At 73.1% G+C, this 12,900-nt stretch carries 14 protein-coding genes; 6 read left to right on the top strand and 8 right to left on the bottom strand.

Annotation, left to right across the window (positions count from 1 at the left end):
• Positions 1-27: 27 nt before the first annotated feature.
• The 8 genes from V5O46_RS02950 to V5O46_RS02915 are packed head-to-tail and all read right to left on the bottom strand — an operon-like array spanning position 28 to position 6,200.
• A complete protein-coding gene (locus tag V5O46_RS02950; protein WP_332882796.1) occupies positions 28-480 on the bottom strand; it encodes an SRPBCC family protein in 453 nt (150 codons plus the stop codon).
• A 4-nt stretch (positions 481-484) separates the two neighbouring features.
• Complete coding sequence (locus V5O46_RS02945) at positions 485-742, bottom strand: acyl carrier protein (RefSeq protein WP_332882795.1); 258 nt, start codon at positions 740-742, stop codon at positions 485-487.
• Between the two features lie 33 nt (positions 743-775).
• A complete protein-coding gene (acpS, locus tag V5O46_RS02940; protein WP_332882794.1) occupies positions 776-1,201 on the bottom strand; it encodes a holo-ACP synthase in 426 nt (141 codons plus the stop codon).
• Positions 1,180-2,418 (bottom strand): beta-ketoacyl-[acyl-carrier-protein] synthase family protein, encoded by a 1,239-nt coding sequence (locus tag V5O46_RS02935; protein ID WP_332882793.1) that lies wholly within the window; start codon positions 2,416-2,418, stop codon positions 1,180-1,182. The genes acpS and V5O46_RS02935 overlap by 22 nt, the downstream gene beginning before the upstream one ends.
• Positions 2,415-3,704, bottom strand: a complete 1,290-nt coding sequence (locus V5O46_RS02930; protein ID WP_332882792.1) for a beta-ketoacyl-[acyl-carrier-protein] synthase family protein — start codon at positions 3,702-3,704, stop codon at positions 2,415-2,417. Before V5O46_RS02930 ends, V5O46_RS02935 begins: the two co-directional genes overlap by 4 nt.
• A complete protein-coding gene (locus V5O46_RS02925; protein WP_332882791.1) occupies positions 3,704-4,744 on the bottom strand; it encodes a methyltransferase domain-containing protein in 1,041 nt (346 codons plus the stop codon). The genes V5O46_RS02930 and V5O46_RS02925 overlap by 1 nt, the downstream gene beginning before the upstream one ends.
• The gene (locus V5O46_RS02920) at positions 4,741-5,772 is read right to left on the bottom strand and encodes a methyltransferase (protein ID WP_332882790.1); all 1,032 of its coding nucleotides are present in this window, start codon (positions 5,770-5,772) and stop codon (positions 4,741-4,743) included. Before V5O46_RS02920 ends, V5O46_RS02925 begins: the two co-directional genes overlap by 4 nt.
• Positions 5,769-6,200: a cupin domain-containing protein gene (locus tag V5O46_RS02915; protein WP_332882789.1), complete on the bottom strand. Its 432-nt coding sequence runs from the start codon at positions 6,198-6,200 to the stop codon at positions 5,769-5,771. Before V5O46_RS02915 ends, V5O46_RS02920 begins: the two co-directional genes overlap by 4 nt.
• A gap of 278 nt (positions 6,201-6,478) precedes the next feature.
• Between V5O46_RS02915 and V5O46_RS02910 the strand changes: the two genes are divergently transcribed.
• The 6 genes from V5O46_RS02910 (at position 6,479) to V5O46_RS02885 (ending at position 12,886) form a co-directional block, all read left to right on the top strand.
• The gene (locus V5O46_RS02910) at positions 6,479-7,030 is read left to right on the top strand and encodes a TetR/AcrR family transcriptional regulator (RefSeq protein WP_332882788.1); all 552 of its coding nucleotides are present in this window, start codon (positions 6,479-6,481) and stop codon (positions 7,028-7,030) included.
• Entirely contained in the window at positions 7,027-7,674 is a 648-nt protein-coding gene (locus V5O46_RS02905) for a TetR/AcrR family transcriptional regulator (RefSeq protein ID WP_332882787.1), read from the top strand. Before V5O46_RS02910 ends, V5O46_RS02905 begins: the two co-directional genes overlap by 4 nt.
• 223 nt (positions 7,675-7,897) lie before the next feature.
• Positions 7,898-8,860, top strand: a complete 963-nt coding sequence (locus V5O46_RS02900) for a beta-ketoacyl-ACP synthase III (RefSeq protein ID WP_332882786.1) — start codon at positions 7,898-7,900, stop codon at positions 8,858-8,860.
• Positions 8,861-9,045: 185 nt separating this feature from the next.
• Positions 9,046-10,227 (top strand): ROK family transcriptional regulator, encoded by a 1,182-nt coding sequence (locus V5O46_RS02895; protein WP_332882785.1) that lies wholly within the window; start codon positions 9,046-9,048, stop codon positions 10,225-10,227.
• A gap of 122 nt (positions 10,228-10,349) precedes the next feature.
• Positions 10,350-11,870, top strand: coding sequence for a sugar ABC transporter ATP-binding protein (locus tag V5O46_RS02890; protein WP_332882784.1), 1,521 nt, complete (start codon positions 10,350-10,352; stop codon positions 11,868-11,870).
• The gene (locus tag V5O46_RS02885; RefSeq protein ID WP_332882783.1) at positions 11,867-12,886 is read left to right on the top strand and encodes an ABC transporter permease; all 1,020 of its coding nucleotides are present in this window, start codon (positions 11,867-11,869) and stop codon (positions 12,884-12,886) included. Before V5O46_RS02890 ends, V5O46_RS02885 begins: the two co-directional genes overlap by 4 nt.
• The last annotated feature ends 14 nt before the right edge of the window (positions 12,887-12,900 follow it).

Genomic DNA, 12,900 nt, shown 5'->3' with positions numbered 1-12,900 from the left:
CCGGTGCCGGCGGGGACGGGCGCCGGCTCACGGCCCCGCGACCCCCGACTCGATCCTCCGCTTGATCCCGGCCTGGTTGTGCCGGGTGTGGACGTTCATCCGCTCCACGACGGTGTCGAGCGGCACCTCGAACTTCTCGTCCAGCTCGAAGTCCTGCACCCAGGTCATCAGCGTGCCCTCCGGGACTTCCCGGTAGGACCACCTCAGGTGCATGTACCGGAAGGGGAAGAGGGGGTCGCGGCGCTCGGCGACCGCGACGAGCTCACGGTGGTCCAGGATGCGCCAGGAGCGCCAGCTCCGGCCCTCCGCGTCGGCCAGCTCGAAGACGATCTCCGTCCAGCGGCCCTCCCGCTCCTCGGAGACCACCTCGGCGTGACGGTACTCGTCGAAGATCTCCGACCAGCGGGCGATGTCGTTGGTGATGTCGAAGACGTGCCGGGGACCGGCCCCGACGACGATGCTGTTCTCGATCCGCGGCATGGTCTCAGCCCCTCCCGGCCGTGGCCGTGGCCGCCGGCAGCAGGCGCGTCATACACGCCACCAGGTCGCCGAAGGTCGTGAACCCGCCCTCGGCGTCGGCGTCGACGGCGATGCCGAAGCGCTGCTCGAGGGCGACGACGATCTCCACCAGTTCGGTCGAGTCGATGTCCAGGTCCCGGGACAGGTGCCGGTCGTCCCGGAGTTCACCGTCCTCGAAGCCCACGCCGCGCAGCACGTCGACCACTTCGTCTCGTACGTCCATCTCACTCACTCCTTCGTCCGAACACGTCGCCCGTCACACGGCCACGGCGATCGCCACGGCGACCCCCGCCTCGTGCGTGATGCTGATGTGCAGGCGGTCGAACGCGGCGCGCCCGAAGGCCTGGGCCGCCCGCCCGGTGAGCCGGGCTGCCGGCGCACCGGACGCCTCCCGGCCGATCTCGACGTCCAGCCACCCGCAGCCGTCCCCGTAGCCGCCGAGGGTCTTGCGGACGGCCTCCTTCGCGGCCACCCGGCCGGCCAGGCACGCGGCGCGGCGGCGCTCCGACGCCCCCTGGCACAGGGCCTGTTCGGCGGGCGTGAGCAGCCGGTCGTACAGCGGCTGCCCGCGGCGCCGGAGCATGCTCCGCAGCCGCCGTATGTCGACCACGTCGATGCCCACCGCCCGTACTCCCGGACCGCCGGGCGCGGTGGCCGCCGTCAGCGCCTCAGCAGCAGACACGCGTTGACACCCCCCAGTCCCCGCGAGACCAGCAGTGTGTGCTGCCATCCGGGCGCCGACCGTGCCGCGCCGCGCACCAGGTCCAGCTCGATGCCCGGTGCCGGACGGTCGAGGTTGACGGTCGGCGGAACGGTCTCCTCCCGCATCGCGCGCAGTGCGAGGGCTGCGTCGGCGGGGGCCGCCGCGCCGAGCAGGTGACCGAACGCGGCCTTGGGCACCGTGACCGGCACCCCGTCCGCCGCGGGTCCGAACGCCTCGTGCAGGGCGTAGGCCTCGGTGACGTCCTCGAAAGGGATCGCGGAGCCGTGCGCGAACACCGCGCCCAGGTCCGCCCCCGTGACACCGGCCCGCTCGGCCGCGCCCCGCATGGCGCGGCCCAGCACCCGGCCGGTCGGCTCCACCGTGTAGTACGGCATGTAGCCGTCGCTGCTCACGCCCCAGCCGGCCAGCTCACCGAGGACCTGCGCGCCCCGGCCCTCGGCGTGTTCGCGCCGCTCCAGGACCAGGAAGACCGCTCCCTCGCCGAAGACGCTGCCGCCGTGCCCCGCGTCGAAGGGGCGGTACAGCTCGTGGGCGGCCGACGCGCCGCGGGCCTTGGCACCCAGCCCGCTGGTCTCCAGGCACAGCCACCCGTACGGCGACAGCGGTGCCTCCACCCCGCCGGCGACGACGACGTCGGCCCGCCCGCGCAGCAGTGCCTCGGCACCGCCGATCAGCGCGTACGCGCCGCTCGCCCGGTCGGCGACGAAGGTGCGCGCCGGGCCCTTGATGCCCTGGTCGATGCAGATGTTGCCCTGGGGCGCGGCCGGGAACCAGGCCGTGGCCTGGTAGGGACTGACCGCGCGCGGGCCGTCGGTCCACAGGTTGCGCAGCTCGCGCTCGGCGAACTCCCAGCCGCCGAGGACGTTGCCGACCATGACACCCGTGCGTTCCGGTGCCACGTCCGCGCCCACGGTGATCCCGGCCTCGTCGAGCGACTGCCGCGCCGCGTGCACCGCGAGATGGGTGAAGCGGTCCGTGCGCTTGACGAACCGGGACGGCAGCTCCGCGTCCGCGTCGAAGCCGGACTGGCCCGCCGCGGGGCAGGCGTAGGCCGACGCGTCGAAGCGGTCGATGGCGGTGACCCGCGCCGTGCCGCCCCGTACGTCCCGCCACAGTGGGTCGGGGCCGATGCCCATGGGGGTGACCGCGCCGACACCGGTGATGACGACGCTCATCGCCCGTTCCCCTCCCGGACGGCGCTCGCGACCATGGCGGCGTGCAGGCCGGCGAAGCCGCTGGCGTCCTTGAGGATGACCTCGCCGTCCCAGGGGCGTCCGGTGCCCGGTACGTAGTCCAGGTCGCAGGTCGGGTCGGGCGTCTCGTAGTTGGCCGTGGGGTGGACGAAGCGGTGGGCGCAGGCCAGCGCGCACAGCACGATCTCCATGGCGCTCGCCGCGGCCAGGGCGTGCCCCAGCATGGACTTCGCCGAGTTCACCGGGACGGCCAGGGCACGCGGCCCGAGCGCGAGTTTGAGCGCGCTGGTCTCGCAGGTGTCGTTCTGCCGGGTGGAGCTGCCGTGCGAGCTGACGTGGTCGATCTCGCCGGGGCGCACGCCCGACCGCTCGATCGCCTGGGTCATCGCCCGGGTCAGATCGGCGCCGTCGGAGAGCAGGTCGGTCATGTGGATGGCGTTGGAGGTGTGCGAGAAGCCGTCGATCCGCAGGTACGGCGTCGCGCCCCGGGCGAGCGCGTGCTCCCGCTCCTCCAGCACCACCACACCGCAGCCCTCGCCGAGCACGAACCCGTCGCGGCCGTCGTCGTAGGGGCGCGAGGCCGCCTCGGGCCGGTCGCCGTAGGCCCGGGAGAGACAGTTGATGATCTCGAACGACGCGATGGTCACCGGGGTGATCGGCGCCTCGCTGGCGCCCGCGATCATCACGTCCGCATCGCCGTGGGCGATCGTCTCGAAGGCGTGCCCGACGGCGTCGATCCCGCCGATGCACCCGGTGGACAGGGTGACGCACGGACCCTGGGCACCGAACAGGGCGGACAGCACCGCGCCCGGTGTGTTCGACATGGCGGCCAGGTACAGGTCGCGGCCGGCCTTCGCAGGATCGACGGGCTTGCGGCCCCCGTCCGTGACGGCGAGGAACTCCTCCTCCATCTTCGGCGTGCCGCAGACGGCCGTGGACAGGGTGACACCGGTGCGGCCGCCGGCCGCGTCACCGGTATCGAGACCCGCGTCCCGCACGGCCTGGACGGCGGCCGCGACGGCGAACTGCACATACCTGTCGAGCCGCTGCACCTCGGGCGGCAGCGAGGGAATGTGTTCTTCGAATGCGGGTACCTCGGCCACCGCGTCGGAGCGGAAGCCGAATTCCCGGAAAAGGTCGGAACTGGTGATGTCGGAGAGCGACTTGGTGACGCTCTTGCCCGCCGAGACCGTGTCCCAGAAGGTTTCCGTTCCTATGCCGGCCGGGCTGATGACACCGAGCCCGGTGACGACCACTTCTCGCATCATTACTGCCTTTCTCCGGTCAGGGCCGTCACCAGCCCGCGAGTTACGCATTCCTTCGGCGCCACACCGGCCTCGGCCATCAGGGCGCGGTAGTCCTCGGCCGCGAGGAGACCGCCCTCCTGCGTGTTCACCAGCAGGCTGAGCGCGAGCATCGGGCGGGCGAGCGGGGGCTGTCCGGGCCGCGTCCGCATCACGTCGGCCAGCAGCAACGTGCCGCCGGGCCGCAGGACGCGGGCGCATTCCCCGAGCAGCCGCGCGGCGGTGCGCGGACCCGCGAACCGGCCCGCGTGCGCCATGACGACGGTGTCGAACGACCCGTCCGCGAACGGCGGCCGGCCGAAGTCCGCGGGGACGCAGCCGAACCGCTCGGCGACGCCGAACTCCGCGGCCCGCTCGCGGGCCGGGGCGAGCAGCGCCGGATCGTCGTGGGCGGTCACCTGCGCCGCGGCGTCGGTGGCGGCCAGGGCGATGCCCCATTCGCCGCTTCCGCAGGCGAAGTCGAGGACCCGGCCGGCCGGCCGCGGGCCGAGGACGGCGACCACGGCGAACGCCGTCCGCACGGCCAGCGGGAACGCGCCGGCGAACATGCCCCGGTGCCGCCCGCGTGCGCCCGGTGCACCGAGGTCCCCGCCGCGGACGCCGGAGCGCGTGAGAGACGTGAGCGCCCCCCAGCGGTCCCACTGCGCGAGCACGTCGTCGAGGTGGTCCCCGAGGTACGCCGGGGACCCCCGTACCAGGTACGCGCGTGACACCTCGGTCGTGGTCCAGCCCGTTTCGCCGTCCCGCGCCACCAGGGCGAAGTCCTCCAGCACGGTGAGCAGTCCGTCCAGCGCCCGCCGGTTGCAGCCCAGCTCCCCGGCCAGCTCCGCGGTGTCCAGGGGAGCCGCGTCCAGGGCGGTGAACAGGCGCAGCTCCAGCGCCGTGCCGAGGGCCCGGGCCCGGGCGAACCCGAAGTTGAGGGCCAGCAGCGGACCGGGGTCGGGCAGGTCCGCGTACGGGGTGAGCGCCGCGGCGTAGGAGGCGGGCGCCGGCGCGTCCGTCACCCGGTCCCCTTCGTCGCCACCAGCAGACCGGACAGCGCCGAGACGGTGCCGGTCCGCACGTCCCCGAACCCGGCGGCGTCCACCCAGCCGCGGATCTCGTCGACATCGCGGACCTCGCCCTCCTCGGTGTTGACCAGCAGGATCAGGCCGAACATCGAAGGGAAGAGCCCGGAGGCCAGCGACGGCATGTGGGAGTGCACCAGCAGCCGCCCGCCGTCGGGCAGATGGGCGTGGATCCGCTCGACCAGGTGGCCGGCGCGCTCCGGGCCGTAGCCGTCCAGGACGTGCGAGAGCAGTACGGCGTCGCTGTCCGGCCAGGTGTCCGCCATGATGTCCGCGGGAACCACCTCGATCCGGTCTCCGAGCCCGGCTTCCCGCACGTTGGCGCCGGCCAGGTCGGTCACCGCCGGGTAGTCCAGCGACGTGACCCGCAGGTCCGGGTGGCGCCGCGCCAGGGCGATGGAGTAGTCGCCCGAGCCGCAGCCCAGGTCGATGATGTGGGAGACCTTCTCCAGCGGTGCCTGGGCGGCCAGCAGGCCGGCCTGCAGCCGGGAGCTGACCCGCATCGCCTGGATGAGCCGGCCGGTGCCCTCCCGGCCCTCACCGGCCGCCGCGCCCTGGTCGCGGTAGCCCTGCTTCAGCACGCGCTGGTTGAGCGAGGCGTTGGTGCGGACGGCCTCCTCCAGCCGGGCGAAGTGACCGAAGTGGGAGTCCTGGTGGGCGGCGAATCCGCCCATGTACCCGGGCCGCCCGGCGACCAGGTACCGGTCGGCCTCGGCGCTGTTGCGGTACGTCCCGTTCTCGGCGCGCACCAGGTCCAGGCCGCTGAGCGCGACCAGGAGGGCTCGGGCCGGCCGCGGGCTCAGGCCCAGCTCGCCGGCCAGGTCCGCCACGGCGCGCGGCGCCTTGTCCAGCGCTTCGAAGACGCCCAGCTCCAGCGCGGTGAACACCGCCTTGGACTGGAGATAGGCGGTCAGGATGGAGTGGACCCGGGTGGAGTCCTCGCGGGGCGGTGCCGTCGCGCTCACTTGCCCTCCAGAAGGCTGGTGTACTCGGGCATCTGGGTGTACTCGTAGGGGTCCTCGGACAGGAACACGTTGCGCACCGGCGGCCGTTCGCAGGGGGCGACGACCAGGAACCGGCAGGTCTGGCCGGGCCCGGTCACGAAGCCGTGCGGCTCGTTGCGCGGGATGAAGATGGCGTCGCCCGGGCCGACCTGTTCGGTGCGGCCCTGGTCGGGCATCACGAGCCCCATGGAGCCGTCGAGCACGTAGATCTCGTGCTCCCACTCGTGGAAGTGCGGTGGCGTCGAGCCGTTGGGCGCCACCTCGAATTCCGTGAGGACGAAACGGTCGGCGCCGTCGGGTGTGTCGATGAGCTTTCGGTGGGTGGTCTCCTTGGCGCCGGGCTCCCGTACGATCTCCGCCTTTACCTGTGTCCGGTGCACGCGTTTCATCCGACACCTTTCTGCTGCCGAGGAATGGGGAACTCGCTGACCGCGCTGCCGAATCTAGGCCAGTGCTTCGTGCCGCTCGACAGACAGGGGGCCCTGCACCCGCCGGGCATATGTCCGAAGGACTTCCGGGGCATCCGCCCACACGGCCGGGACAGATATCTCGTACGGCTCGAACGCGTCGGCGCGGGATGACGGAAAAGGGCCTGCGGTCCGTGGCGGAGCAGCCGCTATTCTCCCCCAAATAAACGCCGGTTGAATTCCCGGCCGGGAGGCTGTTCATGCCCGACCTCGTCACCAGGGACCGCATCCTGCAGGCGGCCCGTCAGGAACTCGCCCGGCACGGTTTCGCGGGACTCAGTCTGCGCCGTGTCGCGCGCCACGCGGGAGTGGACCAGCGCCTGGTCCGCTACTACTACACGGGGAAGGAGGAGCTGTGCGCAGAGGCCACCCGGGTCGCGATCCCGGACTGGGCGCGTGCGGCCCGCCTCCGGGGACGGAGCCCCACCGCGACGGGGCGGAACGTCGGGCGGATGCTGCTGGCCGCCTGGGCCGCCCACCAGCCCGCCGGCCGGGCCCTGGTCGGCGCCGTGGTGCACGACGAGCGGTCGGCGGCCCGGCTGTGCGGGGCGCTGGTGTGCTGGCTCGGGGAGGTGGCCGGTCCGGCCGGAGCGGGAGGCCGGGACCAGGAAGCCGCGATGGCGACCACGCTGCTGCTGGGGGCCGCGCTGCTGTCCTGCGCCGGGGCGGCGCCGCCGGACGTGCCGGAGCCCGGAGCGGAGGCGGCGCTCGGCGACTGTCTGGGCCTGCTGCTGCACGGGCCGCGAACGTGACGGGGCGGCGGCCCACGGTGCGCCGTGGCCGGCGTCCGGGCGCCGGCAGCGCCCGCGCGGACATCCTCGGGGCGGCCCGGGCCGTCTTCGCCGAACGCGGCTACGAAGCGGCGACCCTGCGCACCATCGCCGGGGCGGCCGGCGTGGACGCCTCGCTCATCCACCACTTCTTCGGCTCGAAGGACGGCATCTTCTCGGCCGTGGTGAGCCAGTCCCTGTGCCTGGACGAGATCACGCCCGCGGTGCTGGCCGGCGATCCGGACGGAGCCGGCGAGCGGATGCTGCGGGCCTTCCTGCAGCGGTGGGAGGTGCCCGAGCACCGGGCCCCGATGCTGGCCGTGATCCGGTCCGCGGTGTCCCACGAGGAGGCGGCCGCCCGGCTGAGGGACTTCGTCACCGTCGAGATCCGCGACGCGCTGGCCCGCTCCATCCCCCGCCCCGACGCGGCGGTGCGCGCCACCATGGTCGGATCGCAGCTCATAGGTCTGATCATGGTGCGGTACGTGGTGCGGGTGGAGCCGCTGTCGTCGGCGGACACCGACACGCTCGTACGTCTGTTCGCTCCAGTGCTGCAGCGCAGCCTCGCGACGGACCTCGGTCCCACGGTGGCAGCCCGGGGCCGCCCGAGCGCCGGCGGGGCCTGACCGCCTGGCCGTGGGCGGGGGCGCCCCGGGGCGAGGGGACGTACGAACCGGTGCCCAAGGCGGCGCGGCTCTTCACCCGGATGACGTGAACGGACGTCCGAGGAGCTGATCGAAGCCGACAAGCAGAGCGCCCGATTCCTGTCGGTTCACCTGCCCTCGTACCCGTCGGTCACTGATCAGACTGGTGGCCCCCGTACCCGAGGCACCGAGGGGGACGCCACCCATGCACGGCTCGCGCATCACTGCCGTCGGCCACTACCAGCCCGCCGGGATCCTCACCAATGAGGAACTGGCGGGCATGGTCGACACCAGCGACGAGTGGATCAGGTCCCGGGTGGGTATCCGCACCCGCCGGATCGCCGGGCCCGACGAGCCGGTCGACGAGCTCGCCGCACACGCCGCCGCGAAGGCGCTGGCGGGTGCCGGGCTGGTCCCTGCGGACGTGGACTATGTGCTGGTCGCCACCTCCACGGCCGTGGACCGCTCCCCGAACACCGCCGCCCGCGTCGCGGCCCGCCTCGGTATCCCGAGCCCCGCCGCGCTCGACCTCAACGTGGTGTGCGCGGGCTTCACCCACGCCCTGGCCACCGCCGACCACGCCGTCCGCGCCGGCGCGGCGCGCAGGGCGCTGGTCATCGGCGCCGACAAGATGTCCGACGTGACCGACTGGACCGACCGCACCACCTGCGTGCTCGTGGGCGACGGGGCCGGGGCCGCCGTGGTGGAGCCCGCCGACCGGTCCGCGGGCCCGGACGCCGAGCCGCCCGGAATCGGGCCCGTGCTGTGGGGCTCGGTGCCCGAGATGGGACGGGCCGTGCGGATCGAGGGCACGCCCCCGCGGTTCGCCCAGGAGGGGCAGAGCGTCTACCGCTGGGCGACCACGCGGCTGCCCGCCATCGCCCGCCAGGCCTGCGAACAGGCCGGACTCCATCCGCGGGAGCTCGCCGCCGTCGTCCTGCACCAGGCGAACCTGCGCATCGTGGAACCGCTCGCCCGGAAGATCGGCGCGGTCAACGCCCTGGTGGCCACCGATGTCACCGAGTCCGGCAACACCTCGGCCGCGAGCATCCCCCTCGCCTTCGCCAAGCTGGTGGAGCGCGGCGAGATCGCCACCGGCGACCCCGTGCTGCTCTTCGGCTTCGGCGGCAACCTGTCGTACGCCGGGCAGGTCGTCCGCTGCCCCTGAACACAGCCGCGGGGGCGTCGGTCCCCGGCCTTTGTCCACTCAGTGGAGAAAGTGCGCGGTAATTGCTGCACGACTTCTTCCCAGACCCGGCGACCGCTGCTACGTTCCCTCCGAAAGCAGGCCACGGAAGTGGCCGGAAACCGGCACGTACCGGCCATCGAGGCGGGGAGGGGCTCGTGAGACGCATGACGGCACGACCCGCCAACGCCCATCAGGCCCGGCTGCTGCACCTGCTGCGCGACGACGGCCCCAACTCCCGCGCCCAACTGGGTGACCGGGTCGAACTCTCCCGGTCCAAGCTGGCCGTGGAGGTGGACCGGCTGCTGGAGACGGGGCTGGTGGTGGCCGACGGCCTCGCCGCCTCCCGGGGCGGGCGCCGCTCGCACAACATCCGGCTCAACCCCGGACTGCGCTTCCTGGGCGTCGACATCGGCGCGACCTCGGTCGACGTCGCCGTCACCAACGCCGAGCTGGAGGTCCTCGGGCACCTCAACCAGCCCCTGGACGTCCGCGAGGGACCCGTCGCGGTCTTCGAGCAAGTGCTGTCCATGGCCGCCAAGTTGCGGGCCTCCGGGGTCGCGGAGGGCTTCGACGGCGCCGGCATCGGCGTCCCCGGACCGGTCCGCTTCCCCGAGGGCGTGCCGGTGGCCCCGCCGATCATGCCGGGCTGGGACGGCTTCCCCGTGCGGGAGGCGCTCAGCCAGGAACTGGGCTGTCCGGTCATGGTCGACAACGACGTGAACCTGATGGCGCTGGGGGAGCAGCATGCGGGCGTGGCCCGTACCGTGGGCGACTTCCTCTGCGTCAAGATCGGCACCGGTATCGGCTGCGGCATCGTCGTGGGCGGTGACGTCCACCGCGGCACGACCGGCAGCGCGGGCGACATCGGGCACATCCAGGCCGTGCCCGACGGCCACCCGTGCGTCTGCGGCAACCGTGGCTGCCTGGAGGCCCACTTCAGCGGAGCGGCACTCGCCCGTGACGCCGCGGAGGCCGCCCGGCAGGGCCGGTCGCCGGAGCTGGCGGCCCGGCTCGCGGCGAACGGTGGGCTGAGTGCCGCCGACGTCGCCGCCGCCGCGGCCGCCGGAGACACCACCGCGCTCGACCTGATCCGGGAGGGCGGCACCCGCACCGGCCAGGTCATCGCCGGACTGGTCAGCTTCTTCAACCCCGGCCTGGTGGTGATCGGCGGCGGCGTGACCGGCCTCGGCCACACCCTGCTCGCCGCGATCCGTACCCAGGTCTACCGCCAGTCGCTGCCACTGGCGACCGGCAACCTGCCCATCGTCCTGGGTGAACTGGGCGCCACCGCCGGAGTCATCGGCGCGGCCCGGCTCATCAGCGACCACCTGTTCTCACCCGCCTAGGCACCCTCCCGCCCGGCCCTGCTCCACCCTGCGCCGCTCCGTCCTGCCCTGCGCCACCCCGCTCTCCGCCCTGCCCTGCTCCGCCCTGACACCGGCCCGAACGCCCGCCGAGGGGACCACACATGGCACCAGAACCACCGCTGCTCACCATGGCCGGCATCACCAAGTCGTTCCCCGGCGTCCGGGCCCTGGACGGCGTCGACATCGATGTCCAGGCCGGTGAGGTGCACTGCCTGCTCGGCCAGAACGGCGCCGGCAAGTCCACCCTCATCAAGATCCTGGCCGGCGCCCACCAGCCAGACACCGGCACCGTCAACTGGTGCGGCGAACCGGTCACCCTGCGCTCGCCCATCGCCGCGATGCGGCTCGGCATCGCCACCATCTACCAGGAACTCGACCTGGTGGAGCACCTGTCGGTCGCCGAGAACGTCCACCTGGGCCACGAGCCGACCACCGCCGGATTCGTCGTACGCACCGGCGCGGCCCGGGAGGCCACAGGACGGCTGCTGAAGCGGCTGGGGCACCCCGAGATCGATCCGGCCCGTCCGGTGGGGGAGTTGTCGGCGGCCCAGCAGCAGATCGTGTCCATGGCCCGGGCGCTCTCCCACGACGTACGGCTCATCGTGATGGACGAGCCGTCGGCCGCGCTCGACCCGGACGAGGTCGACAACCTCTTCCGCATCGTCGGCGACCTCACCGCCACAGGAGTCGCCGTGGTCTACATCTCGCACCGGCTGGAGGAGATCCGCCGCATCGGCGACCGGGTCACCGTCCTGAAGGACGGCCGGGCCATCGCCCGCGGACTCCCGGCGAAGTCGACACCGCCCGGCGAGGTCGTCGCCCTGATGACCGGGCGCAGCGTCGAGTACGTCTTCCCCGAGCGGCCCGCGCCGGCGCCCGCGGCGGCGCCGCCCGTGCTCGTCGTCGAGGGGCTGGCCCGGGACGGCGAATTCGCACCGCTGGACCTGCAGGTGCACCCGGGCGAGATCGTCGGCCTGGCCGGACTGGTCGGCTCGGGACGCTCCGAGATCCTGGAGACCGTCTACGGCGCCCGCAGGCCGACGGCCGGTCAGGTGACCGTGGACGGGCGGACCCTGAGGCCCGGCAGCGTACGCGCCGCGGTCCGCGCCGGCCTGGGCCTCGCCCCGGAGGAACGCAAGGCCCAGGCCCTGCTGATGCTGGAGTCCGTCACCAGGAACGTGTCGGTCTCCTCCCTGTCCCGCTTCGCCCGCGGCGGCTGGATCGACCGGCGCGCCGAGGCCGGCGCCGCCCGCACCGCCACCCGCGAGCTGTCGCTCAGGCCCGACAACCCGTCGGTCCCGGTGCGCACCCTGTCCGGCGGCAACCAGCAGAAGGCCGTGCTGGCCCGCTGGCTGCTGCGCGGCTGCCGCGTCCTGCTGCTCGACGAGCCCACCCGTGGCGTCGACGTCGGTGCCCGCGCCGAACTGTACGCGGTGGTGCGGCGGCTGGCGGACGAGGGCCTGGCCGTGCTGCTGGTCTCCAGCGAGGTGCCCGAGGTGCTGGGCCTCGCCGATCGCGTGCTGGTGCTGCGCGAGGGGCGCGTCGTCCACCAGGCTCCCGCCCGCGAACTCGACGAACACCGTGTCCTCGACCTAGTGATGGAAGGAAGCCCGGCGTCATGACGCAGCACGTGTCCCCGCCCCGGGACGGCACCGGCAAGGCGGCACCGGTGGCGCAGCCGCCCGCCTGGCGGGGTGTGATCGCCCGCGCCGACGTGCGCACCCTGACCCTGCTCGGGGTGCTCGCCGTCCTGGTCCTCATCGGCGGCATCACCAAGCCCGACGAGTTCCTCGACACCCGCAACCTGCAACTCGTGCTCACCCAGGCCTCCGTGATCGGCGTGGTCACCGTCGGCATGACCTTCGTGATCATCTCCGGCGGGATCGACCTGTCCGTCGGCGCCGTCGTCGCCCTGGCCTCGGTGTGGGCGACCACGGTCGCCACCCAGGAGTACGGGTTCCTCGGCATCCTGTTCACCGCGCTCGTCGTCGGGGTGGGCTGCGGACTGGTCAACGGGGTGCTCATCGCGTACGGCGCGATGGTCCCGTTCATCGCCACCCTCGCCATGCTGGCCTCGGCCCGCGGCCTGGCGCTGCAGATCACCGACGGCCGCACCCAGATCGTCACCGTGGACGGCATCCTGGACCTGGGCGAGCGGGACTCCTACGTGCTCGGCATACCGCCGCTGGTGCTGGTGTTCGCCGCCGTCACGATCGTCGGCTGGCTGGTGCTCAACCGCACCACCTTCGGCCGCCGCACCGTCGCCGTCGGCGGCAACGCCGAGGCCGCCCGGCTGGCCGGCATCGACGTCCGCCGCCAGCGGCTCTACCTCTATCTGCTGTCCGGGCTGTGCTGCGGCATCGCCGCCTTCCTGCTGATCATCCTGTCCGGATCCGGTCAGAACACCAACGGCAACCTCTACGAGCTCGACGCCATCGCCGCCGCCATCATCGGCGGCACCCTGCTCAGCGGCGGTCGCGGCACCATCGTCGGCTCCGTCCTCGGCGTCCTGATCTTCACCACCATCACCAACATCTTCGCCCTGAACAACCTGCAGAGCGACGTCCAGCAGATCGCCAAGGGCGCGATCATCGTCGCCGCCGTGCTGGTCCAGCGCCGTACCGCGAGCACGACCTGAGGAAAGGTTCACCG

It is taken from the genome of Streptomyces poriticola, assembly GCF_036689765.1.
GTDB lineage: Bacteria > Actinomycetota > Actinomycetes > Streptomycetales > Streptomycetaceae > Streptomyces > Streptomyces poriticola.
The sequence above is the reverse complement of the archived record's forward strand: the minus strand, read 5'-3'. Positions and strand labels throughout refer to the sequence as shown.